Raw genomic sequence first — 24,655 nt, 5'->3', positions numbered from 1 at the left:
GGGTTAGGAAACTTTCTATTACTTAAAAAGATTGTTTTTAAAAAAATAAGTAAATACGATGTCCAGCATGGCGATCTTAAGAAAAGAGAAGAAAGCATGATGAAATGGTTAGTGAAGAATGGGTTTTAATTCTTCATAATAAGAGGATGAAAAACCGTTGTGATATATGGCAACGGTTTTTTCGTATCTTAAAAGACACAGAAAGCACCCTTAAAATGATTCTAGCGAAAGAAATATTAACGGTACATAGACTTTTTGCATTAAAGCAAGAAGTCTTGTTTTTTATGAGTGGTCGCTCTTTCATGATTTGTGGTTGTTCGCACGGCTGAACCATTCATCATGACCTACCCCATTTTAAAGAGATTTGCAAAAATAGTAAAAAGTATGAAATGATAATCTTATTAAGGTTTTTGATAGGGGAGATCGATGATGTCACATTCAATACTGCTGGTTGAAGATGATTTAGAAATTAGTGAGATGGTAAAGACGCAATTGGGGAAGGAAGGATTCAAGGTCGTTCAAGCGTTTGATGGTGAGTCTGCTCTTCAATACTTTTCTGCTGAAGGCTTTGATTTAATTTTGCTAGATCTCATGTTGCCCAAAATGAATGGAATGGATTTTTTACAGTTCGTAAGGGAGCAAAGTGTGATTCCTGTCTTAATTATGTCGGCAAAAGATAGTGAGGTGGATAAAGCGATAGGGCTTGGGTTAGGTGCTGATGATTATATTGCGAAGCCTTTTTCGATGATTGAATTGACAGCAAGAGTAAAGGCTGCTATACGCCGCGCCAATAACTACTCCAAAGCTGTTGAGAAAGATGTGACAGCTATTATGAACATCGGTGGCCTAACGATAGACCTAGAAAATTTTTCAGTAAAAAAAGACAATCGGGAAATTAAGTTGACTGCGAAGGAGTTTCTAATTTTAAAAATGTTTATCAGTTCACCAAATCGCGTCTTTACAAAGGAGCAAATCTATCAATCTGTCTGGAATGATGACTATTATAAGGATGAGAATGTCATTAATGTACATATGAGGCGGCTACGAGAAAAGATTGAAGATGACCCTTCAAATCCGAAGTACATTAAAACGATTTGGGGCATTGGATATAAGCTTGGAGAAATTTAATATGAATATTATAGTAGGTTCCATTATTTTTATTTTACTTACAATCGTTTTCCTACAGGTGAAAATGGCTCAAAAAAAACAAGCAGACCTTCAATATGTCCAGAAGAAACTAAAGCAAATCCTTACAGAAAAAACGAATGAGAAGTTGATTTTACAAACGGATGATGCCAATTTGAAGCTTTTGCTGATTGAAATCAATCATTTATTGGAACATAATCAAAAGGTTGTGGCCCAATATAATAAAACGGAGATAGCGATGCGCAAAATGCTGTCAAATATTTCGCACGATCTAAAGACGCCTTTGACTGTTGTGTTAGGCAGTATTGAGATGGTGCTGGAAGATGCAAACCTATCCGAAGCTGAAAGAAGAGCTCAGCTTGAAAAAGTTTATCGTAAATCGCAGGAAGTGTTAGAGTTAATGAACAAGTTTTTTGATTTAGCAAAATTAGAGTCTGGTGATCGGAACCTGTCTATTAGCCGTCTTGATATAAATGAACTTTGCAGAAATAATATATTATCATTTTATAATATTTTAACAGCAAAAGGGTTTCAAGTAGATGTTTCTATACCTGAACAACCTCTATACATTTTTGCTAATGAAGTTGCCATGAACAGAATCCTACAAAATCTAATTTCAAATGCCATTCGATATGGAAGTGATGGAAACATCATTGGTATTGAAGTTCGAGATGATGAGGAGTCTATTTTTATTGACGTCTGGGATCAAGGAAAAGGCATTCAAGCAAGTCATAAAGATCAAGTATTTGAAAGATTGTATACACTTGAGGACTCTCGGAATAAACAGTATCAAGGAAGCGGCTTAGGGCTGACTATTACCAAAAGATTAGTAGAAGAAATGGGAGGAGAAATAACACTCTCCAGTATTCCATTTGAAAAGACGAAATTCACGATTAAACTTAGACGAGTTAAATACTAATTTCAACTTTTGTATTGATTTTTGCTTTTTCGTTTTACACGAAATGAAGTTGCTTGATTAAAAAGTTAAATTCTTAAGAAATGCGTAAGAATTGATTAATAAAAATGAAAGTTCTCCTCGGTATGATGAAGAGAAGAAATAGAGAGGAGTTTTTTGATGACATACATTTTACAGACCCATCACTTAACCAAAACATTTCAAGGGAAGGAAGTCATCTCAAATGTCAATATGAGGGTGAAAAAGGGCGAAATATATGGGTTTCTTGGCCCAAATGGAGCAGGGAAAACGACAGTTATGAGAATGTTGATGAATTTAATAAAACCCACGAGTGGCGAAATTAATATGTTTGGTCAGCGAGTAACAAATCAGTCCTATGAGTTGTTGAAACGAATTGGTTGTATTATTGAGTATCCTGTCTTTTACGATAAACTTACCGCAAAAGAAAATTTAGATTTACACTGCGAGTATATGGGCTATTATGATAAAAAAGCCATTGATGAGGCGTTAGATTTAGTAAATTTGCATAATGTTGACGATAAGGCAGTAAAAGATTTTTCTCTCGGAATGAAACAAAGGTTAGGAATTGCTAGAGCTATTATTACTAAGCCTGAATTGCTCATATTGGATGAGCCTATAAACGGGCTTGATCCAGTGGGAATCAAGGAGTTAAGGAACCTATTCCAATTGCTTTCAAAGGAGTACGGGATCACGCTGCTGATATCCAGTCATATTCTTGGAGAAATAGAATTGATGGCAGATACAGTTGGGGTTATTAGTGAAGGGCGTTTAGTTGAAGAAGTATCGATGGAAAGCATTAGAAACAAAAATACGAACTATATTGAAATTCGTACAAATGATAGTAAAAAAGCTGCTCTCGTTCTTGAGAATTCTTTGAACATCTCAAACTATAAAATTATCGATCCATCGATGATTAGAATATATGAAACAGAGGTATCACAACATGAAGTATCAAAATCATTGATTTTGCAAGACGTTTCCATTCATTCGATCAATGTTAAAAATCATTCTTTAGAAGATTACTTTTTAACGTTAATTAATGGGGGCGGAAAAATTGCTTAATTTAATTCGTTTGGAAATGAAAAAACATAAAATGGTTGCCTATGTCAAAGCCGCGTTTATTGCAAACATCATGATGATCGTATTAGCGTGTATTTTACCTATTATAGATAGTATCGAAGGAGATTCTTACTTTGTAGATTATAAAACGATGTTGATAGCGATCGACACAATGGTAAGGGGAACGTTTATTGTGTTTTCTGGGGTGCTCATTGCAAGGTTGATCATTGACGAATATAAAAACAAAACGATGCACCTCTTGTTCATGTATCCTATAAAGCGACATAAGATTATGTTAGCCAAACTTATTTTAATTTCAAGCTTCACCTTTATAGCGATTGTGATATCTAATTTTATTGTTAGTGCTGCCTTTTACGGAATAAATTCATTCGCTCATTTTATCACAGATACAATCACGATGAAGATTATTGTGGAGCAAGCGGTAAAAGTACTGTTTACAGCATTATTTTCTGCAGGGCTAGGATTAATTCCCTTATATTTTGGAATGATGAAAAAGTCTGTATCGACAACCATTGTAACATCGGTTTTATTAGTTGGTGTAGTCGGATCTGACATCAATGGATTTTCATTATTTAATGTGATTGCAATTCCTGTCACTCTCGCAGCGATCGGATTCATGATTGCTTATATGTCTTTTAAAAATATAGAAAAAGTTGATGTTAACTAAATAAAATGGTGTCAAGAATAATCCCCCTTCTGAAAATAGAAGGGGGATTTTTTATAAGTAAAATTTGAAAAAAAGTGGGAAGTGTTAGCCTAACCTTAAAAATGCTCCTATGTTACCGTGTAATTTACCGTTCATGAAAAAATAACGACCGTTCATGAACAAATTCCAAAATGAAAGGGAAATTATGCTAGACTACAATTTAAATATAGCAACTGGAAAGAAAAGGCTAAAAAATTTATCGTCTGATGTAAGCGGTTGCTGTCGTTGGGGAATATCACTGAAAACAGGATGATGTAAATATTTTCAGATTGAGCAAACTGCTTTTCTAATATATGGATTTGGATTTAATCAACTATCGTAGAAAGAGGATGGAGATTGTGAAAAAGTCGATTGCATATCGTATATTGTTTATCCTAATATTTTTAACCGTTCTTATTGCCTTAAATACGACATTAAGTGGCGTAACAAACACACAAGTAAAACTATCTGCAGATATCATGGTGGAATCTTTTCTTAAATTGGAAAAAGAGCAGGTTAAATTAGCAAAAGAGGTGGGGCAGATTGATTTATCTATACAAACCTATATTTTAGGGGGAGACAAAGGGGAAGGAGCAGAAGCGATTTTAACTCATACAGAACAGGCAAAAATCAGTCTAAATGAGATTGAAAGTATAGCGGATGAACTCTCGGAAAAAGCAATGAATCGTTTACTTCACGATGCATATATACCATACATGGAGGACATGGGAGGTTTCCTTCAACAGGCAGCGATGATGGCAGAACATATTCAAAAAGGTGATGCAGCTGCAGCTGATGAAAGCTATAATGCTTTAGAAACATTCTCTGTCGCTGTGGCAGAGTCGGAAGCTCATTTTCAGACGGTCCTAAATGAACGTATCGCTCATGAAAACTCTTTGATTCATTCAAGAATAACTCGATCTACTGTCATTGTTTGGTCAATGGCGGCGATCTTTATTATCACAGTTGCTGTTACTTTTTGGTTATCGTTGAAAACGATCATTACTCCTCTGAAAAATGCTCACACAAACCTTAGCAATATCATCGCAAAACTGGAGAACAATGAAGGGGATCTAACGGTTCGATTAGAAAGCAAGTCAGAGGATGAAGTGGGTCAAATTATAACAGGGATTAATCGTTTTTTAGAGACTTTACAAAATGTGATCATTGCAATCAAAACGAGTTCTAATGAAATTAATAAGTCCACGAAAAATATTAGTGTGCAAATAGGGCAAAGCCAGGATGCCACCTCTAATATTTCTGCCAGCTTAAATGAGCTATCGGCAGGGATGGAAGAAGTGAGTAGCATGATACAGAACATAGATGCTGGAGCACAAGAAGTTCTGTCAGAAGCCAATGTCCTAGCTGATCATGCAGAGTCAAACTCCAATCAGGTTGTTGAGATCGTCGAGCGTGCCGATGAGATTCTCGTCCAGTCCAATCAGAGTAAATTAGAGATGGAAACGGTTGTAGAGGAAATTAAGCAGGCAATGGATACAGCGATTAAGAATAGCCAATCTGTAGAGAGAATTAAGCAGCTTACTGCAGATATTTTAACGATATCATCACAAACCGATTTATTAGCGCTTAATGCATCTATTGAAGCATCAAAAGCAGGTGAGGCCGGAAAAGGCTTTGCAGTAGTAGCAGAAGAGGTGCGGAAATTATCAGAGAGTACAAAGAAATCTGCAACAGATATCCAAAATACGAGTGCATTGGTTACGACCTCAGTAGCTGATCTTGTTCAAAATGCTAATAAGATCATGTCTTACATAACGAAAAAAGTGTTGGACGACTATGATGTTTTTGTGGAACAGGCAAAAACATACAAGGTGGATGTGGATATGATCAACGAAATGCTCGTTCATTTAACAAAAGCCTCCGGAGATTTAAGAAAGATATCTACAGATATGGCTTATGGCATTCAAGGAATTACCGCTGCTGTTGAGGAAAGTACAGAAGCAATGATTCTATCTAATGAGAATACAGCGAATTTATTAAGCTCTATTTCCGTTATTTCCGATGAGGTTGCGAAAAATCGTGAAATCGTAATGGATTTAGACAATCAAGTTAACAGCTTTAAAAAGGTTGAGAAATAATAATAAATAGGGTTAAGGATGTAACAAATAACCGTGAATACCGAGAGGAATGATTCTCGGTATTCACGGTTAACATTTGACATTGAACCCTTTTAACAAACAGTGTTCTCTATTTTTACAAAATTCACTTTAGTTAAGGTGTCCATTCTGCACTAATAATCGCGACGAGTTCCCAATTTGAAGCATTATTAGGTTCAAATACTAGAAATACACTTTTCCAATCTTCATACACGGGTTCTTTGTAAAACTCGACGATTTTTGCTTTAGGGAATTTTGCTTGAATGCGTTCGTTCAAGTCGCTGCGCTGTGTTTCCGAGTCAAACATTTTATTATCAGAGTTAAGGAAAGTATCTGGTTTTAAGTACCTATCCATGTAACCTGTCGGCGTATATTTAAGCTCCATATTGGCGTCACCATAGCCCCAAAAATACTCCGTGTTATCTTCTAAAAGTGCAGGAACTTCATCTTTTTCAAAAACAGCGGAAAACTGTTCGATGTAGTCATAGAGGGATAAGAACAGCCCTTTTTCTGAATGGACGAAACTTGATAATAAATCCATATCTCGGTTGCGAAGGGCATCGTATATTTCTGTTGCTTTTTCTTCAACGGATACCTGCTCTTCTTCAGTAATCTCCGAATTTTTTTCGTCCTGCTCTTGCAGATTTTCCCGTTCATTCGCGTTAGGTGTTTGAGTTTGTTCTCCTATTTGCTCTCCATGATTCATCACAAAGCTTAAACCTAATATACTAATTAAAACAATTGCCGCTGCTGATGCAACTCCTATTTGTAACCTTTTCATGAGCGGATGTCTCCCTTCCGGTTGTTGGACCTCTACATCGTTTAGGGCATTCATGATATGCTGATGCATACGGTCTTGTTTTGATTTACTCATGCTATGAGTGGGTAATTTACTAAGCTTATCCTCTAAATTATTTTGGTTATTTTTCATTTGAGGTCCTCCTCACTGATTTGCTGCCGCAATGCCTTTATGGCGCGGTGATAATTTGTGCGTACCTCTGTTTCCTTACAATTTAATATTTGCGCTGTCTCCCGTACGGATAATCCTTGAATACCCCTTAGGATCATCACCTCTCGAAATTTCCTCTTCAATCTAGAGATGGAGAGATAAAGCTCTTTCTGTTCCTCATTTTTTAAAAGGATATGCTCCGGATTAGCGCTTGTTTGCTGCTCCCAAAAGCGCTCATCGAATGTTGTACTGTTTTTGCTAATCTTTGTCTCTTTTTTTCTGGCTTCGTCTATCGCTGTATTTCGGGCAATGGTGAAGAGCCAAGTTTTGGGTGAAGATTGATTCTTGTAAGAGTGAAGACCGCGCCCAGCTTTTATAAAAACCTCTTGCACTAAATCCTCTACATCTGTTGTACAGGTGTAGTAAACCAAAAAGTTGTAGACATCATTGCTGTATAGGTAAAACCATTCTGAAATAGTCTCTCTAACATTTGTCATAAAGTAAGGGTCCCCTTATAATTGAATTCACCTTATTAGACGGGTGAAATATTAATTTGTGTCAAAGATTTTTAGAATGGTCATTATGGAGAATTGATGGCAGAGTTTTAATTTTTATAGCAGCTTTTGCTAAGTGGATGCTGCTCGCTTGTCAATGAAAGGTTGAGTCAAAGTTAACTGGAGCAAATGCAAAAGGCATGATAGAAGTTATATAAGGAGCCACTGCCCAATCGTCCCTCCTGTCTTCGTTCATCAAACTTTTCTCCCATTCTCTTATAATTAAATTTGTTCACTACCATAACTTCCTTCCTGTTTTGGGTGAATATTTAATTTTATTTTAGAAAATAAAGTAAAATTAAAATAGCAAAGCTTTTATGATTAAGGAGGAATAATAAACGTGAAATTATTCAATTTTATTTTTTTGCTTGTTTTTACTGTTTTCTTGATCACAGGCTGCAGTGAGAAAAACCAAGAAACAGCTAAAAATAATGAAGGTTCTAATAATGTGAACGAAATTGCGGAGGATGAAGAGGACTCACAATTTAAGCCAGGCACATTCGAGCCGGGTAATTTTGAGCCAGGCAACTTCGAACCGGGCACGTTTGAACCAGGCGATTTTGAGCCGGGCACGTTCAAACCGGGAACGTTTTCTCCGGGTAATTTTGATGAAAATGTAACGATTTCGGTAGAAGAGAGTGAAATCGTAATTGAAGTTCCGAGCAATCTATTATTTGATTTTGACAAAAGTGAATTAAAATCGGATGTCATTGAAACGCTTGATCAGTTAAGTGAGGAGCTTAATATGTATGAAGGTGCCAATGTCTGGATAAATGGTCATACTGATAGTCAAGGAGACGAAATATATAATCAAAAGTTGTCGGAAGAGAGAGCACGAGAAGTGCAAAGCTATTTAGAGAAAAAAGTAAATTTGGAAACAATAAGCATTGAAACAAAAGGGTTGGGCCAGACAATGCCGATTGCATCGAATGAGACGGAAGAGGGAAGAGAGAAAAACCGCAGAGTGGAGATTGTAGTAGAACCTTTGCAGAAAAAATAATGGCTTTTCAAGTCTAAAAAATTAGTTTGACAAGTCCTCTTCTTCAATAATCGTTGAGATAGCATCGATATCACGGGTATCGGTGGAGATGTTTGAAGAAGTAATCGAAATTAGTGATGAAGAATTACATACGATTCAAAAACTGGTTTAGAAGCAAGGACACTTTTAGAGTTAAAGAATAATGTCAGCAAACTTCTCTTAGGGAGTAAGTCAATAAAGTAAATCGAGGGGCTTCTCGCAGGTAATTAATTAGGTGAGAGGCTTCTTTTGGGATAACAAGGAAACCGGTTTCTAAAATAATAAAAAAATGTAAAAAATCTTTTTAAAAATGATGATTATCAAGGTAATTAAGAGATTTAAAGATGTTGAATTGTTTATTTTCAAATAATTTATGTTAATTTATTTAATTTTAAGGGTTGATTTTTAAATAATATGCCATTATTATGGAAATGTAAGCGATTACTTGTTGAGTTTTGGTCTTTTACGAAACCGGTTTCCTAAAATGTGATGGTTTTATATTGGAGGTGTTCATTTCTTTAACAAATCTTTACAGGATAAAAACTATAAAAATATTAAATTGTTTAAGGGGGCATAAACTTGAAAAGTATGAAGAAAATGGCCATATTTGGAATCTCGTCACTGCTGGCGCTGTCTCTAGCAGCTTGTAGCGGAAACAATAAGGATGCAACAAGTGATCCTAAGGATAGTGATGAAGAAATTACGTTGGATTTCTGGACTTTTGGTGCGACTGGGTATGAAGAATTGGCAAAGGAATATGAGAAGGAAAATACGAACATAAAAATTAAAGTAAAATCATCTGAAACAGCCGATCATCATGATGCATTGTTTACTGCATTATCGGCTGGAAGTGGCGCACCAGATATTGCGATGCTAGAGATTGATCAATTTGACCGTTTTAAGGTTGCTCAAGATCGATTCGAGAATTTATATGATCTCGGCGCAAACGATGTGAAGGATCAGTATTTGGATTGGAAATGGAAGAGTGGAGAAAATACGGAAGGTGACTTCTTATTTGGTTTGCCAACAGATATTGGACCGAAAGCATTGTACTATCGTACCGATTTATTTGAAGAAGCCGGTTTGCCAACTGATCCAGAAGAGGTAGCTACTCTCATTAATTCTCCAGAAGAATTCGAGAAAGCCGGTTTACAGGTGAAAGAAAAAACTGGAAAGCCCTTTGTTGATAGTATCGAAATGGCGTTCAGAGCGTACTTAGATGCTGCAGGAACAGCGTATTTAACTCCTGATAATGAATTGAATTTAGGAGCTGACAGTGAGGTTAAAAAAGCATACGACTATGCGGTTCGTTTAAATGATCTCGGAATTGTAGGAAAATTTGAAATGTGGAGTCCGGAGTGGGCTAACGCGGTTAATAATGGTGAGTTTGCGGCAGAGCTTGGTGCAGGCTGGTTAAAAGGTTGGATGGAAGGAAATGCCCCTGATGCTGCTGGGAAGTGGAATGTTGCGACATTGCCAACTGAATTTGCTGCAAACTGGGGTGGCTCTTATATTGCTGTTCCAAAGGAAACGAAACATGCACAAGCAGCTTATGACTTTATTGAATGGCTTGTTTCACCGGAAAATCAATTAAAGTCATTCCAAAGCCATGGATTATTCCCATCGGCCCAATCGGTATATGATATGGACGAATTCAAGTCAAATGCAGATGAATTTTTCGGCGGGCAAGCAACAGCGCCTGTATTTGCTGAAGCTGCACAAGACATTGCAGGCATTCCATATAAAGGTGAAAAGTACTTCCCGATTCATAACGAAATTTTGAATGCTCTTAAGAACGTTCAAAATGAAGGAGCAGATCCAGAAAAAGAATGGGAAGCTGCTGTGAAGCGCGCTCAAGATTTATTAAATCGATAATTTACTAGAATGATAGCGGTCGGCTTACAGATGCAAGCCTTTGAAAAAAGCTTGAGACGTAAGCCGACCATCTTTACATTGACAACTTCACAACTGGAAGGACTGTCCTATGTTGAAATAGAAAGGCTTTTTTCGTAATGGTTGCTCTAGCATCGAGGCGGCGAAAAGTGCCGTACCTAAATAATATGCAGGTGTAAATGTTTGCTTTCTATCATAGAAAAAAGTCGGACGTTTACAAAAAACGATATTCATTACGAAAACAGCGAAGAGAAAAGAGGCGTGAAAATGAACTCGATTAGTAAGAAAGCAACTATATTTAAAAGAAAGAAATACAGGTCAGAAGAGAAAAAGGACATGATTTCTGGATATTTATATATAGCGCCTTTCTTCATTATTTTTACACTTATTGGTCTATATCCGGCCCTTTTTAGCATTTTCTTGGCCTTCCAGAAATGGAACGGTTTAAGTCCAATGACATTTAACGGGTTGGCTAATTTTCAAACCGTATTAACGGATCCCCTATTTTGGAAGTCGGTTTACAATACGATTATCATGGGGATACTGGGCACTGCTCCGCAATTAGTGGTTGGTCTAGTCCTCGCTTATTTATTGAATATGGCTTTTCTTAAGTTTAAAAGTTTTTTCCGTGTCACCATTTTTATGCCTTATCTAACTTCAATGGTTGCGGTCGCGCTCATTTTTAGTGTGCTGTTCAGTAATCATGAATCCTCCTTGGCCAATTTCGTGTTGACCAACTTCTTTGGACTTGATCCAATCGCATGGAAAGCATCGGAATGGGGAACAAAAATTGCCATTTCAATTATGGTTTTCTGGCGCTGGGTCGGGTATAACACGATTATCTATCTGGCGGGAATTCAAAGCATTCCCAATGATTTATACGAGGCAGCGACAGTTGATGGAGCCAATAAATTTCAGCAACTTTTTTATATTACGATCCCAATGCTAAAGCCTTTTATCATCTTAACGGTATTTACTTCAACGGTCGGAGCAATGCAATTATTCTCTGAGCCAACTGTGTTTTTAGGTAGGGATGCCTTTACAAGGGACGAAGCAATGACGATTGTTATGTACTTATATCGAGATGCATTTCGATTGCAGTCCTTTGGTACTGCGTCAGCAACCGCCATTATTTTATTGGTCATCATCACCGTGTTTGCTGTTTTCAATCTTAAGTTAACACAAGGATTTGGAAGGAAAAAGAGAGGTGGGGCAGATGAGTAAACAACACAATCAAAGACGTAAAAAATTCTCCATCGGCCGAATATTCGTCTATTTATTTTTAACGCTCGCTGCCCTTGTTTCGCTATTTCCTTTTTATTGGATGTTTGTGATGGCGACAAGGCCGAGCGCCGCTTATAACTCGATTCCACCAACTCTTACACCGGGAAATATGATGGTTGAAAACTTTAAAAAGGTGCTGAATCAAATTGACTTCTTTGGCGGAATGTGGAATTCTTTTATTCTCTGTGCTGTGGTGACCATTGTCGTTCTATTCATTAGTTCATTAGCTGGTTTTGCGTTTGCCAAGTTTAAATTCCCAGGCAAAAATGCTCTTTTTGTAGCAATTTTAGTTACGATGATTATCCCTCCGCAGCTAGGGCTCATTCCGCAATATTTCTTAATTTCTAATGCGGGTCTTTTGGATACATTACCAGGAGTAATGATTCTATTCTTTTTAAATCCTTTAGGAATTTTTCTCATGAGGCAATATATAGCTGAGGGTGTTCCAGATGAATTAATTGAAGCGGCGAAATTGGATGGGTGCTCCAATTTTAAAATTTACTGGCGCATTGTCTTGCCGATTATCTTACCGGCATTTGCTACTTTAGGAATTATCGTTTTCACTGCTGTTTGGGGAGAATTCTTATGGCAGTTCACCATTTTAAGGGATCCAGAAATGTATACGATTCAGGTAGCGTTGGCTCAGTTGAGCAATACCAATAATATTGATTTTGGCATGATTTTATCTGGTGTTTTCTGGGCAACTGTTCCATTACTAGTTATTTTCTTGCTGTTTAACCGCTTATTTATATCTAGTATTACGGAAGGGTCTGTAAAATAACCAATTTTTCCTACCCTGCTATTGTTTCATTTTCAAACTCCCTGTAATCTAACATTAAGAGAGAATTTAGATGGAAATAGAAGGGATAACATAATGAGTTTAACGATAGATGATATTGCAAAAATGGCAGGAGTATCACGTTCAACGGTTTCAAAAGTGATAAATAACTATGGCGGAATCAGTGAAAAAACAAAGAAAAAGGTCATGACCGTTATTACTGAAATGGGATATGCACCAAATTTTTCTGCACGTTCACTGGCAACAAAGAAGTCAAATCTCATTGGTCTTATCTACGCTGGTAAGATCAATGTAGATATGACCCATCCGTATTTCAATGAAGTTATTTCGACCTTTAAAAAAAATATTGGTCTGTTAGGTTATGATTTGTTAATGTTTTCCAATGAACATTTTCAAGGCAGCTATTTAGCAAGATGTAAGCATTTTAATTTGGACGGCTGTTTAATCATTGCTGGTGAAGAAGTAGAGAGTGCGACATATGAGCTCGCAGAAAGCGGTTTTCCTTGTATTGGGATTGATATCGAATTAACCGGACCAAGAGCAAGTTATGTCATGACAGATAATGTCAATTTATCGAGAAAAGTGGTAGAGCATTTCTATTTGAATTCCATTAGAAAAATTGGCTATATTGGTGGAATGCGTGAATCCGTTATTTCCAATCTTAGATTGAAAGGATTCACCGATGCTATGAATCAGTTTGGCCTGGAAGTTCATGAGGAATGGATTCAATATGGGGATTTCCAAGAAGAGAGCGGTTATGTCTCCATGAAGAACATGCTCAAGTTAAAGAATTATCCAGAAGCTATTTTTGCTGCATCCGACTTAATGGCATTGGGTGCGTTAAGGGCTATTGAAGAAGCTGATCTTCAAACACCAAGAGATATCCGAATTGTTGGATGTGATGATATTGCTGCTTGCCGATACAGCGCCCCAAAACTGACTACAGTTAAACAGGATAAAGAGAAAATCGGTAAATTATCAGCTTATATGTTGAATGATTTGATTGAAGGACAATCAAAATTAAAGCCTGTGTTTACTGACTCTGAACTCATCGTTAGGGAATCATGCGGCACGAATAAAACCTTCTGGTAATTGGTTCAAAGCTTCAAACCTTTTAATTATACATTAACAACAAGATTTGTATGGGGTGATAGGAGGTTTTTTGGTGGACTATTTTGCAGTTTTTGATGTGGGAGGTTCTGCAATAAAATACTCTCTAATGGATGAGACAGGCGCATTTTTAGAGAAATCTTCTGTTGCTACTCCGAAGGACGGGCTTGATTCCTTTCTTGATATTATCGATTCCACGGTTAAAAATTTTCAAAAAAACCATGAAATAAGCGGCATTGCTTTAAGCATGCCTGGAGCAGTAGATGTGGATTCGGGCTTTATTAAAGGAATTACAGCCATTGAATATATTCATGGACCCAATATAAAAGAAATGATTCAAGAACGGACACAGCTCCGTGTTGAGCTAGAAAATGATGCAAATTGCGCAGGGTTAGCTGAAGGGTGGATTGGCGCTGCAAAGGGGATTAAGGATTATATTTGCATTATCATCGGCACTGGCATTGGAGGAGCGCTTGTCCTCGATCAAAAAATTCGCCATGGTAAAAACCTGTTCGGCGGGGAATTTGGATACATGTTGCTTGAAGATTATTTAAACCAGCCAATCGGGGAGTCGTGGAGTGCGTTAGCTGCAACAGGAGGGCTGATTATCCAAGTTGCGAAGCGAAAAGGCCTGGAACCTGCTGCTCTTGATGGGCGAAAAATATTTAAGATGGCGGATGAAGGCGATCAGGAAGTGCAGGATGAAATAGAGAAATTTATGAAGCGCCTGGCTGTAGGTATTTATAATTTACAGTATATTATTGACCCGGAAAAAATTTTAATCGGTGGTGCGATTAGCAAACGTGAAGGGCTTATTGAGCAAATTAATGAAAAGTTAAAACTTATGAAACCGAATCATGAGTGCTTGGATATTCACGTTGAACCATGCCGATTTGGAAATGACTCCAATTTAATTGGAGCTCTATATCATTTTTTGCGAAGAACAGCGAATCTTTCTAACCAGTAAAATGTGAACGATCAAAATTTAAGCACGGGGGTGTTAGAAATTGATACATGAAAGACTAAAACCATTTCCGCATGAATTTTTATGGGGTTCGGCATCTGCTGCTTATCAAGTAGAGGGAGCATGGGATGAAGACGGAAAAGGGCCATCCAATTGGGATCAATTCGTCCGTATTCCCGGAAAAACGTTTAAAGGGACAACAGGTGATATCGCTGTGGACCATTACCATCGATATAAAGAAGATGTGCGTCTCATGGCAGAGATGGGATTAAAAGCGTATCGCTTTTCTGTTGCTTGGACACGAATCTATCCTCAAGGTAAAGGGGATATAAATGAAAAAGGCTTGTATTTTTACAGTAACTTAATAGATGAGCTTATTAAAAATAAGATCGAACCTATATTAACACTCTATCATTGGGATTTGCCGCAAGCATTGCAGGATGAATATGGCGGTTGGGAATCGCGGGAAATTATTCAGGATTTCACAAACTATGCGATTACTTTATTTGAGCATTTTGGCGACCGAGTAAAGTATTGGGTGAGTCTAAACGAGCAAAATATTTTTACTAGTTTTGGATATAGAACAGCTCTGCATCCTCCAGGGGTAAAAAATGAAAAGCTTTTTTATCAGGTGAATCATCATGCCAATCTAGCAAATGCTAGTGCTATTAAAGAATTTCGAAAGTATGTACCAAATGGCAAGATCGGGCCGAGCTTTGCCTATTCACCCTCTTACCCAGCTTCTTCAAAACCAGATGATATTCTTTCTGCGGAAAATGCTGAGGAACTAAATGCCCATTGGTGGATGGATGTGTATGCGTGGGGCACCTATCCACAAGTTGCGTGGAAGTATTTAGAGGAGAAAGGTTTAACACCATCTGTTGAAGACGGGGATTTCGAATTACTCAAGGATGGGAAACCGGATTTCATGGGAGTAAACTATTATCAAACGACAACTTTTGAACAGAATCCGCTTGATGGTATTGCCGAAGGAAAATTGAATACAACCGGAAAAAAAGGTTCCTCTCAAGATACCGGGGTACCCGGCCTTTTTAAAACAGTTAAAAACGCCCATTTAGAAAGGACGAATTGGGACTGGAATATTGATCCGACTGGTCTCAGGATTGCTTTGAGACGGATTGCCAATCGCTATAAATTGCCAATTTTAATTAGCGAGAACGGCTTAGGTGAATACGATAAGCTGGAAGAGGGTCTCGTCAAGGATGATTATCGGATCAATTACTTGCAAGTACACATAAAAGCCGTTCAGGAAGCTATTTCCGACGGAGTCAATGTCCTTGGCTACTGTACATGGTCGTTTACTGATCTTCTAAGCTGGTTGAACGGCTTTCAAAAACGATATGGTTTTGTTTATGTGAATCAACATGAAGAAGGGGAACACGATCTCCGCCGCATTAAAAAGGACAGTTTTTTTTGGTATAAAGAAGTGATTGAAACGAATGGGCGCAAGCTATAATGATTGAAAAGCGCTTTTGCGAAAGGATTTAAAGTAAACTTTATGGATTGTTAATATTTAAATGGTGCCTCGCGAAAATGGTATGAATTTTTGCGGGGCTTTTTTTGCAAGAATAAGTGTCGTAAACATTCAAATTTAATATTTGCAACGATTTGTATCGCTATTTTAATATAATTGTAATCAAAATACCCCTGCTCCTATGTTATAAATAATGTATTAGGAAGGGGTTGTCTTATGCATTCCTTAAAAAGGGGAGCCATCGCTCTAACAAGTGTAGTTTTATTTTCAACAAGTATTGTGGCAAATGCAGAAACAAGTCAAGGAATGATCACTTCTAGTCAAAACAAACTTCAGCAAAATGCTGAAAAGATAAATGAAAAAAAAGTTGAAAAGCAGGAAATAGCGGCTGAACTGCAAAATGTTCAAAAAGAGTTGAAAGCCATCGAGACGGAAATCGTAAAGACGACTGAAACGATCAATGCTCTTGAAGAAAAAATAAATAAAACGAAACAAATAATTGAAGATAAAAAAGAAGAAATCATTGTGCTTCAGGATAAGGTACATACCCGTAAAGAAGTAATGGAAGATCGGCTGGTTTCTTTGCAGCATAATGATCAGGTGAATGCGATTGTAGCCATTCTACTCAATGCTGAGAGTATTACTGATTTATTTGAACGGGTGTCAGCAGTTACGACGATCCTGGGAGCGGATAAAGATTTGCTAGAACAACAGAGAGCGGATCTTGCAAAGATTGAAGAAGAAAAAATAGCGATTGATCAACAAGAAGAAAAATTGGAAAAACAATATACCGAATTAGCTGCTAGTCAAACAACCTTGGATAACAGTTTGCAGAAAAGACAACAAGAATTGGCTGCTGTTCAAGCAAAATATGATGCGGTGAATAACGAGATCCATCTCGCGGAAAAAGAGAAGGAACTTTTTCAAAAACAATTAACTCAAGCTCAAAACAAGTTAAAACAAGAACGTCAAAATGCAGTTAAGACAGCTAATGTCGTTAATCAAAATAAAACACAGGCTAAAAGTAGGGCGCCAAAGGAAAATAGCACCGTTAAAAATACCATGTATGTCACCGCTACTGCCTATAGTCATGAAAGTTCAAAAACAGGATTAACGTATATGGGGTATAATATTAGAAAGAATCCAAATATGAAATTAATCGCTGTAGACCCTTCTGTTATTCCACTCGGTTCCAAAGTATGGGTGGAAGGCTATGGTGAAGCGATCGCAGGTGATACGGGAGGTGCCATTAAGGGTCATAAAATTGACGTATTAATGCCAAACGATGCTCAAGCAATAAGATGGGGACGAAAAGTAGTTAAAATTTCTATATTAAATTAGTAAACGACGAGGGCGTTTTAAGAAAAAGCGCCCTCGTCGTTTAGTTTATATGACCGTTTGATTAACTGTTCATTTTTCAACCAGGAGCGGCAATGATGTATGGGTGTAAATGGAGGAGGAAAAAACTTATGAATGATTTGCGAAAAACGGATCATTATAGATGAATTTTATGGATGAATTTGTTAGTATAAAAATATAAACAAAAATATAACGGTTTCAGGTAAAGGAAGTTGGTGAAAGTCCAACACGGTCCCGCCACTGTGAAAGGTTTAGCCTTAAGTCAGGTCATTTATCTGAAGATCGTGTAGAAAAAACAAAATGATCTCGAGGTAGGATCTTTTTGTTAACGGCGTAGTGAAAAGAACCTCACTATGCCTTTTTGTTTAAAATCACAATGTTGTGGTTTGTATGAAGTGAAGATGCTTCCAGCTGTCAAATTATTGACAGAAAAAGGGCCCTTATTGTAAAGTTGAGTTAGGCACAATGGCGTGTAAACAAAGCAAAGAAGCTTTATGGAAAGAAATTCTTTCTATTAAAGCTTCTTTTTTTTATTTTCACGCAATTGCAAATTATCATTTACCTTTAGTTGCAGACTAAAAGGCATAGGTCTATTTGCCTGTTTAATATGATGGTAAATTTAGACCGAAATAGTGCATAGGGGGCCAAACTATTAAACCGTCTATCACAATTGGAGAACTCAAAGTTCAGCCGAAAAGAAGGTGGTAATATAAGGGGATTGGCAAGCCTAATGAAAACTCCATGATTTTAAGTTAAAAAGAAACATCGATTAAAGAAGATGAAATGACTTTTAGAAAGTGGGGAAAATAGTGAAATTCAAAAGTGTGAAAATGCGTACTCTATCATTAATTCTGCCGTTATTATTACTCATATTAGGGGCAATAATTGTTTTTTCTTATATCAGTTCAAAAAATATACTGGAGCAGCAAATTGAAGAGCGCATGAATAATCAACTGGAGAGTATTACAGAGACAATTGGAAAAAGCTTGGTAGCACATAGTAAAATACCAGAGTTAATCGCGAGACAAGTTGAAATATCCCCAAAGGATTACTCTTTAAACACCTATGAAGAAATGTTATTAAATGCTATTCCGTCAAATGATTCAACGTTCGGTGGTGGAATATTTTTTGAGCCGTTCAAATATAAAAATGACGTTGAGCATTTCTCAGCATTTGCTTATTGGGAAGAGGGTTCTATAAAAACAACTCAGGAGTACAGTGATCCAGCGTTCAATTATACGGCGCAGGATTGGTACACGATTGTCAAGGATACTGATCAAAGTGTTGTATTTACAAGTCCATATTTAGATACGAATGTTGATGTATCAATGGTTACAGCAAGTGCTCCATTTTATGATGATCAGGATAACTTCATGGGAGTGGCTACAGGCGACATTGATTTAAGTGAAATCCAAAAAATGATTCGTGATACGAAAGTAGAGGAAACCGGTTACTCCTTTTTAATAGATAAGAATGGGACATATATAGCAGATCTTGAAGCTGAAAAGGCAATGCAAGTAAACATACAAGACGATCCGAACACAGCGCTTGCAAAATTAGGCAATCAAATAGTTGAGAACGACGATGGAATTCTCCATTTTAAAGATCAGACAGGAGATTATTCACTGTTTTTTAAAAAAGAACCGCTTACAGATTGGACAATCGGCCTTGTCGTTCCAGATAAAGAATTATACGCTTCTTTGTCTTCATTATTTAGAAATTTAATGATTGTAAGTTTAATAGGAGTGGCGCTCGTAGTTGTCATTATTCTGTTTTATAGTAGATGGATTGTAAAAAATATAAACGATGTAAACGGAATGGCCGAAAAAATTGCAGATGGAGATTTGAGTTATACATTAACGACGAATAGTCAGGATGAGTTTGGTCAAATGGCAGCGCATTTAAATCGAATGAAAGATAATTTGGCCGAAATTATTCAAAAAGTTAGTTTACAGTCCCAGCAGGTTGCTGCTACTTCTGAGCAGTTATCTGCCAGCGCTGAGGAGTCAAGCAAAGCTACTGAGCAAATTACGTTGGCTGTTCAGGATGTAGCAACAGGATCTGAACAACAAGTTGAAAATACAACGATTTCAACCAATCGGGCGAATGAAATATCAAATGTCATTGAGGAGGCCCTGGATGCAACTGCCACAATTACAAAATTAATAACGGAAACAAATAAAAAGGCGAATGCGGGGAGTGAGGTGGTCGCCAATACATTAAAACAAATCGACTTTGTTCATCAAGCGACCACTGAAACAGCAAGCAGTGTAGATAGATTGGGAGAAAAATCAAACCAGGTAACTCAAATCGTTGATATGATTTCAAATATTGCGGAGCAAACCAATTTACTGGCGTTAAATGCTTCAATTGAAGCAGCAAGAGCTGGTGAACATGGCCAAGGTTTTTCAGTGGTTGCAAATGAAGTGAAAAAACTAGCCGAGCAATCGAGTGATGCAACGAAAGAGATTTTCAACATTATACAAGAAATAAAAAATGAGACAGAAAGAACCGTCTCCGCTATGAATGATAATAAACAATCCGTTCAGGATAGCATAGAACTTGTTTATAAAACAGGAGACACTTTTAAAGAAATTGTTCAAATGATCGTGAATGTTGTTAATAATTCAAAGGAAGTTTCAGCGATTTTGAATGAAGTCCAAGCGAGCACTCAAAATATGGTTCCTGAGATTAAAGCGGTATCAGATATTGCCAAACAATCAGCGGAAAATATTCAGAATGTAGCGGCAGCATCGGAAGAGCAGAACGCTTCAATGGAGGATATCACCGCTTCCGCCTCGGTATTAAGCAGCATGGCCCAAGAATTACAAGAAGCGATAAGCAAATTCCGAGTATAATGTTAAAGCGACAAGCTTCTTAAAACAACAATGATAACATACATGCAGATGGAATCGTTACGAATTTGTGATAAGCTTTGACAAAAATAAATCTTAGTAGTAATCTTGAACTGAACACAATGACGTGTAGAAAAAAGCAGAGAAGCTTTATAGATAAGATGAGTTCATCTTTCTGTAAGGCTTCTCTTTTTTTGTTTGGCTTTGTTATATGTTGGTGTTGCTCTTTACTCATAATGAAAGTCGTGTGAAGCTTTGGTTCCCAGAACATGAGCCCAAAATCGCTCTACTTACAATATCGTTTAACAAGTTTAGAAAAGAAGGTTTACTTCCCATTATTGTATTTACCTCAAGCACAAGCAGGGAGGACCCGAGCAAACTTTTGGGATAAGTCAAGAAAGGGTCTTATTTATTGAAGAATGACGAAGGAATTTGCGAAAAATCTCAGCCCTAGCAGGTATCATTTGTACTTGAATCGTTTTGAAGATGCCCTGCGTGTTTTTCATTTGATGATTAGAAAGGAGAGACAGAAGTGAAGGAATTTTATTTACCAACGAAAATATTTATGGGAGACGATGCTCTCGATCGCCTAGAGCAACTAACAAATGAAAATATTTTTTTAATCACAGATCCTTTTATCGAAAAGTCTGGGATGTTGGATGAAGTGTTAGCTCGTATGAAAGGTAGGAACAATGATTTTGAGGTTTTTAGCGAGATCGTACCCGATCCACCAATCGAGACCGTAGTTTCCGGAGTGAAGGTAATCGAGGAATTAAACCCTGGTGTTATTATCGCCTTCGGAGGCGGTTCCACAATTGATGCTGCAAAGGCCATCAAGGATTTCGCGATAAAACTATCGATTCTAAAAACAGAGCCAAAGCTAATTGCGATTCCGACAACAAGCGGTACAGGGACAGAAGTAACATCATTTTCTGTCATTACTGACCAAGAGAAACAGTTGAAATATCCTATTGTTTCTGATTCATTATTACCGCAAGAGGCAATACTTGCTCCTAATTTAGTGAAATCAGTTCCTCCTGCTATAACAGCAGATACAGGGATGGATGTTTTAACCCATGGTATCGAGGCTTATGTCTCCATCAATGCTACTGATTTTTCAGATGCCTTTGCGGAAAAAGCAATTCAATTAATCTTTGAGTATTTACCAAGGGCATATAAAAATGGTGACGATCTTGAAGCAAGGGAGAAAGTGCATCACGCCTCATGTTTAGCGGGGATCGCCTTTAATATTGCCGGACTTGGTATTAATCATAGCATTGCCCATGCTAGTGGAGCGCATTTTCATATTCCCCATGGTAGAATGAATTCGCTCCTCTTAACAACTGTTATCGATTTTAATGCTGATATACAGGATTTTTCAAATCATCATTATAGTCATGCTGCGAAAAAATATGCAAAACTAGCAAAAATACTGGGTCTCTCCTCTACAAATTGTAGAATCGGCGTCAAGAATCTAAATCAATATATACGCCATTTGCAAAAAGAGCTCGATATGCCCACATCACTTCGGCAATGTGGTGTAACTTACGAACAAGTGGTTAAAGAGAAAAGAGTGATTAGTGAAGCGGCATTAGTCGACGCTTGTACGAAAACGAATTGTAAAATTCCATCCATAGAAGATTTAGAAACAATTATTGAAACCATTAAATAAATTCATCAATAATTCACAAAAATTTGATTGACAACGTTTCCAGCTTTGATAAAATAATTAGAGAAGGCACAAGGTAGTGCTGATTAAACTTCGAGGGCAAAGGGGCTTTTGAAAAAAGTTATGTTTAACTTTTTCAAAGGCTCCTTTTTTCAATCCAATGAATTTCAGATACTTAATTTATTGGACAAAATCAAATAGAAGAACGGATGGATGAACATGGAAGAAAGGGCAAGGGTTATACAGGAATATGTTCCTGGGAAACAAGTCACTTTAGCCCATATTATTGCAAATCCCACTCCAGATTTGAAAAAAAAGTTAGGTCTTAATAATCAAAGTATGAATGCGATTGGAATTCTAACGATCACACCTAGTGAAGCTTCTATTATTGCTGCTGATATTGCGACAAAATCAGGTAACGTTGAGATTGGTTTTGTCGATCGCTTCAGTGGCTCCGTTGTCATTACGGGAGATGTATCTTCAATTGAACATGCATTAAAAGAGGTCATAAGTGGACTAGCCGAGATTTTAAAATTCTCAATCCCAACCATCACAAGGACTTAATGCTTTATGATGAAAAAGATTATTTTCATAGGCAAAACAGGTAGTGGGAAAACAACGCTATGTCAGAAGTTACATGGTGAAAACATTGAATACAAAAAGACACAGGCTATTGTTCCTTTTGAGTATGCGATTGATACCCCAGGAGAGTACATTGAGAATCGCTTTTATTATAAAGCGTTAATCGTCTCTGCGGCTGACGCTGATTTTATTGGGCTTGTGCACGATTGTACGGAAGAGTATAACTATTTTCCTCCATCGTTTGGTTCCGTTTTTCCGAAGCCTGTAATAGGAATCATTACAAAAATTGATTTAGCAAAAAGTAAAGAGGATATTCTCCTTTCTGAAAAGTATTTAAAATTGGCAGGGGCAGATCGGATATTCCCTATTTCCATATCTTTAGAAGAAGGAATGAAAGAATTAAAAGATTATTTGCAAGGAACCATTTAAATAATTTTTGATTAAGGAGAAGCGATATGAAAAGTCAAATTGTAATAGTCGATGATGAACCTATTACAAGAATGGATATTCGTGATTTGTTATGTGAAGCAGGCTTCGATGTTGTAGGCGAGGCTTCAGATGGCTTTGAAGCAATTGACGTATGCAGAAATTATGAACCTGATTTAGTTATCATCGATATAAAAATGCCTATATTAGATGGGCTAAAAGCTAGTAAAATTATTAAACATGATAAGCTTGCTGGCGGTATTTTACTGCTTAGTGCCTTTAATGATCTTGACTATATTCAGCAGGCCAAAGATGTTGGAGCATTAGGATATTTAGTAAAGCCATTGGATGAAAAATCGTTTATTCCAACGGTTGAGGTGGCAATTGCCAGAGGTCAAGAAATCAATAAATTAGGCAATGATTATGAGAAAATATCAAAAAAGCTTGAAGATCGAAAAGTTGTTGATATGGCGAAAGGCTTGCTAATGAAGGATAAAAAAATATCGGAAGATGAAGCTTATCATATGCTGAGGCAATTGAGTATGAATCGCCGTTGTTCAATGGGAGAAATTGCTCGAACAATTGTGATTATGTATGAATAGAAAAACAAACATACCCTTTCTATGTCAAAAATATAGCAGTCTAACGAAAGAAGATATTAATAAAATAATAGAGGTTGCCGATTCTATTGATGTAGTTGGTGATTCTTTAGACTGCGATATTTTTATCGACATACCCTCACGGCAAAAAGACGGTGCAATCGTTGTCTATCATGTTAAGCCAAGAATAAAATCTATCTATAAACACTCTCCTACTGGGCAAAGGGCTGAAATTGGCAATGAACCTGGAGTGTGGCAAACGTTGCAAACGGGAAAAGTGTCAAAGAATATTAAAGCGAAAACTCAAGAAGGACGTTACATAACACAAAATATTTACCCGATCTTTAACCGTGAAAAGGTCATTGGCACATTAATTATGGAAAGAGACATAAGTTACAATATTACGCATTTCAGCATGAACCATAAGGCCAATCATGATATATCATCCACATTAATTTTAATAAAAAATTTAAACGATTACTTGGATGATGCTATTCTCGTTTTTGATCATAGAGGAAAACTTCTGACAAAAAATGTGAAAGCAGATATCCTTTTTCATGGACTAGGATTTACTGATGAAAATGAAGGAAAACATTTTAACGAGCTAAGGCTCATTGATATGACATTTGAACAATATTTACAAGCGGATAACACTCAGCATGAGATAAAAATCGGAAATTTTTATTTTCTAATGAAAAAAGTAATGGTACCTAATGGTGAAAGGAAATTAGCGATTATTTTGCAAGACATTACTCAGTTAAAGGATAAAGATGCTGAAATTTCAATGAAGACAGTAGCAATTCGAGAAATTCATCATCGAATAAAGAATAATTTACAAACCATTGCCTCCATGCTTCGGCTGCAGTCTAGGAGAAGTGAAAGTGAAGAGGCAAAAAAAATTTTAAAGGACAGTCTTAATCGAATCCTATCAATTGCGGCAACACACGAATTATTGTCGAAACAATTGAGCGACGAGATCAATTTAATAGAGGTCATCGATTTTGTTCAAAGATAAGAAAGTATAAAAATTTAAGGTCTACCGCAGTCATTAGGGCTGTGGTATTTTTTATTTATGGACAGAAATATTCTAAAAGAGATCTTTTTTGATCATCATCAACATTGGGAAGCCTTTAA

General features: G+C 37.0%; 21 protein-coding genes and 1 riboswitch. Of the genes, 19 read left to right on the top strand and 2 right to left on the bottom strand.

Annotated elements, in window-relative coordinates:
- Positions 1-429 precede the first annotated feature (429 nt).
- From PZE06_RS17705 to PZE06_RS17685, 5 genes are all read left to right on the top strand, one after another.
- The gene (locus PZE06_RS17705) at positions 430-1,128 is read left to right on the top strand and encodes a response regulator transcription factor (protein ID WP_150917198.1); all 699 of its coding nucleotides are present in this window, start codon (positions 430-432) and stop codon (positions 1,126-1,128) included.
- A gap of 1 nt (position 1,129) precedes the next feature.
- Positions 1,130-2,065 (top strand): sensor histidine kinase, encoded by a 936-nt coding sequence (locus PZE06_RS17700; protein WP_150917196.1) that lies wholly within the window; start codon positions 1,130-1,132, stop codon positions 2,063-2,065.
- Between the two features lie 156 nt (positions 2,066-2,221).
- Positions 2,222-3,145 carry an ABC transporter ATP-binding protein gene (locus PZE06_RS17695; RefSeq protein WP_150917194.1) on the top strand — a complete coding sequence of 308 codons (924 nt, stop codon included), beginning with the start codon at positions 2,222-2,224 and terminating at the stop codon, positions 3,143-3,145.
- Positions 3,138-3,830 (top strand): ABC transporter permease, encoded by a 693-nt coding sequence (locus PZE06_RS17690; RefSeq protein WP_191963270.1) that lies wholly within the window; start codon positions 3,138-3,140, stop codon positions 3,828-3,830. The genes PZE06_RS17695 and PZE06_RS17690 overlap by 8 nt, the downstream gene beginning before the upstream one ends.
- Positions 3,831-4,207: 377 nt before the next feature.
- The gene (locus tag PZE06_RS17685) at positions 4,208-5,947 is read left to right on the top strand and encodes a methyl-accepting chemotaxis protein (protein ID WP_191963271.1); all 1,740 of its coding nucleotides are present in this window, start codon (positions 4,208-4,210) and stop codon (positions 5,945-5,947) included.
- A 133-nt stretch (positions 5,948-6,080) separates the two neighbouring features.
- Here PZE06_RS17685 and PZE06_RS17680 read toward each other — a convergent pair whose 3' ends face one another.
- Positions 6,081-6,896 (bottom strand): hypothetical protein, encoded by an 816-nt coding sequence (locus PZE06_RS17680; protein ID WP_137744709.1) that lies wholly within the window; start codon positions 6,894-6,896, stop codon positions 6,081-6,083.
- Entirely contained in the window at positions 6,893-7,411 is a 519-nt protein-coding gene (locus PZE06_RS17675) for an RNA polymerase sigma factor (RefSeq protein ID WP_137744708.1), read from the bottom strand. The genes PZE06_RS17680 and PZE06_RS17675 overlap by 4 nt, the downstream gene beginning before the upstream one ends.
- Before the next feature lie 397 nt (positions 7,412-7,808).
- Between PZE06_RS17675 and PZE06_RS17670 the strand changes: the two genes are divergently transcribed.
- The 14 genes from PZE06_RS17670 (at position 7,809) to PZE06_RS17605 (ending at position 24,536) form a co-directional block, all read left to right on the top strand.
- Complete coding sequence (locus PZE06_RS17670; protein ID WP_095312928.1) at positions 7,809-8,468, top strand: OmpA family protein; 660 nt, start codon at positions 7,809-7,811, stop codon at positions 8,466-8,468.
- 606 nt (positions 8,469-9,074) lie between these two features.
- Positions 9,075-10,361 carry an ABC transporter substrate-binding protein gene (locus PZE06_RS17665; RefSeq protein ID WP_095312993.1) on the top strand — a complete coding sequence of 429 codons (1,287 nt, stop codon included), beginning with the start codon at positions 9,075-9,077 and terminating at the stop codon, positions 10,359-10,361.
- 285 nt (positions 10,362-10,646) lie between these two features.
- Entirely contained in the window at positions 10,647-11,603 is a 957-nt protein-coding gene (locus PZE06_RS17660; RefSeq protein WP_095312991.1) for a carbohydrate ABC transporter permease, read from the top strand.
- Complete coding sequence (locus tag PZE06_RS17655) at positions 11,596-12,444, top strand: carbohydrate ABC transporter permease (protein ID WP_150917188.1); 849 nt, start codon at positions 11,596-11,598, stop codon at positions 12,442-12,444. The genes PZE06_RS17660 and PZE06_RS17655 overlap by 8 nt, the downstream gene beginning before the upstream one ends.
- A 93-nt stretch (positions 12,445-12,537) precedes the next feature.
- The gene (locus tag PZE06_RS17650) at positions 12,538-13,554 is read left to right on the top strand and encodes a LacI family DNA-binding transcriptional regulator (protein ID WP_095312924.1); all 1,017 of its coding nucleotides are present in this window, start codon (positions 12,538-12,540) and stop codon (positions 13,552-13,554) included.
- Positions 13,555-13,627: 73 nt separating this feature from the next.
- Positions 13,628-14,539, top strand: a complete 912-nt coding sequence (locus PZE06_RS17645; protein ID WP_095312922.1) for an ROK family protein — start codon at positions 13,628-13,630, stop codon at positions 14,537-14,539.
- A gap of 40 nt (positions 14,540-14,579) precedes the next feature.
- Entirely contained in the window at positions 14,580-16,013 is a 1,434-nt protein-coding gene (locus PZE06_RS17640; RefSeq protein ID WP_095312920.1) for a glycoside hydrolase family 1 protein, read from the top strand.
- A 234-nt stretch (positions 16,014-16,247) separates the two neighbouring features.
- The gene (locus PZE06_RS17635; protein WP_095312918.1) at positions 16,248-17,372 is read left to right on the top strand and encodes a 3D domain-containing protein; all 1,125 of its coding nucleotides are present in this window, start codon (positions 16,248-16,250) and stop codon (positions 17,370-17,372) included.
- A gap of 197 nt (positions 17,373-17,569) precedes the next feature.
- Positions 17,570-17,720, top strand: a riboswitch (adenosylcobalamin (AdoCbl) riboswitch).
- Positions 17,721-18,199: 479 nt separating this feature from the next.
- Positions 18,200-20,248, top strand: coding sequence for a methyl-accepting chemotaxis protein (locus tag PZE06_RS17630; RefSeq protein ID WP_150917186.1), 2,049 nt, complete (start codon positions 18,200-18,202; stop codon positions 20,246-20,248).
- A gap of 529 nt (positions 20,249-20,777) precedes the next feature.
- Positions 20,778-21,917 carry a 1-propanol dehydrogenase PduQ gene (locus PZE06_RS17625; RefSeq protein ID WP_150917184.1) on the top strand — a complete coding sequence of 380 codons (1,140 nt, stop codon included), beginning with the start codon at positions 20,778-20,780 and terminating at the stop codon, positions 21,915-21,917.
- 216 nt (positions 21,918-22,133) lie between these two features.
- On the top strand, positions 22,134-22,478 hold the full coding sequence (locus PZE06_RS17620; RefSeq protein WP_095312990.1) for a BMC domain-containing protein: 345 nt from the start codon (positions 22,134-22,136) through the stop codon (positions 22,476-22,478).
- A gap of 9 nt (positions 22,479-22,487) precedes the next feature.
- The gene (locus tag PZE06_RS17615) at positions 22,488-22,925 is read left to right on the top strand and encodes a EutP/PduV family microcompartment system protein (protein WP_095312988.1); all 438 of its coding nucleotides are present in this window, start codon (positions 22,488-22,490) and stop codon (positions 22,923-22,925) included.
- Positions 22,926-22,951: 26 nt separating this feature from the next.
- Entirely contained in the window at positions 22,952-23,524 is a 573-nt protein-coding gene (locus PZE06_RS17610; RefSeq protein ID WP_150917182.1) for an ANTAR domain-containing response regulator, read from the top strand.
- Positions 23,517-24,536 carry a histidine kinase N-terminal domain-containing protein gene (locus tag PZE06_RS17605; protein WP_150917180.1) on the top strand — a complete coding sequence of 340 codons (1,020 nt, stop codon included), beginning with the start codon at positions 23,517-23,519 and terminating at the stop codon, positions 24,534-24,536. Before PZE06_RS17610 ends, PZE06_RS17605 begins: the two co-directional genes overlap by 8 nt.
- Positions 24,537-24,655: the final 119 nt, after the last annotated feature.

The organism is Robertmurraya sp. DFI.2.37 (genome assembly GCF_029211245.1).
Lineage (GTDB): Bacteria > Bacillota > Bacilli > Bacillales > Cytobacillaceae > Robertmurraya > Robertmurraya methanolica_A.
Note: the sequence above shows the minus strand (reverse complement) of the source record. Positions and strands in the feature narration are given on the sequence as shown.

Bases quoted from the DNA above. Each gene is read 5' to 3' on its own strand.
- PZE06_RS17610 (WP_150917182.1), top strand. From the start codon at position 22,952: ATGAAAAGTCAAATTGTAATAGTCGATGATGAACCTATTACAAGAATG.
- PZE06_RS17635 (WP_095312918.1), top strand. From the start codon at position 16,248: ATGCATTCCTTAAAAAGGGGAGCCATCGCTCTAACAAGTGTAGTTTTA.
- PZE06_RS17700 (WP_150917196.1), top strand. From the start codon at position 1,130: ATGAATATTATAGTAGGTTCCATTATTTTTATTTTACTTACAATCGTT.
- PZE06_RS17705 (WP_150917198.1), top strand. From the start codon at position 430: ATGTCACATTCAATACTGCTGGTTGAAGATGATTTAGAAATTAGTGAG.
- PZE06_RS17605 (WP_150917180.1), top strand. From the start codon at position 23,517: ATGAATAGAAAAACAAACATACCCTTTCTATGTCAAAAATATAGCAGT.
- PZE06_RS17650 (WP_095312924.1), top strand. From the start codon at position 12,538: ATGAGTTTAACGATAGATGATATTGCAAAAATGGCAGGAGTATCACGT.
- PZE06_RS17655 (WP_150917188.1), top strand. From the start codon at position 11,596: ATGAGTAAACAACACAATCAAAGACGTAAAAAATTCTCCATCGGCCGA.
- PZE06_RS17695 (WP_150917194.1), top strand. From the start codon at position 2,222: ATGACATACATTTTACAGACCCATCACTTAACCAAAACATTTCAAGGG.
- PZE06_RS17660 (WP_095312991.1), top strand. From the start codon at position 10,647: ATGAACTCGATTAGTAAGAAAGCAACTATATTTAAAAGAAAGAAATAC.
- PZE06_RS17680 (WP_137744709.1), bottom strand. From the start codon at position 6,896: ATGAAAAATAACCAAAATAATTTAGAGGATAAGCTTAGTAAATTACCC.
- PZE06_RS17615 (WP_095312988.1), top strand. From the start codon at position 22,488: ATGAAAAAGATTATTTTCATAGGCAAAACAGGTAGTGGGAAAACAACG.
- PZE06_RS17620 (WP_095312990.1), top strand. From the start codon at position 22,134: ATGGAAGAAAGGGCAAGGGTTATACAGGAATATGTTCCTGGGAAACAA.
- PZE06_RS17675 (WP_137744708.1), bottom strand. From the start codon at position 7,411: ATGACAAATGTTAGAGAGACTATTTCAGAATGGTTTTACCTATACAGC.
- PZE06_RS17665 (WP_095312993.1), top strand. From the start codon at position 9,075: ATGAAGAAAATGGCCATATTTGGAATCTCGTCACTGCTGGCGCTGTCT.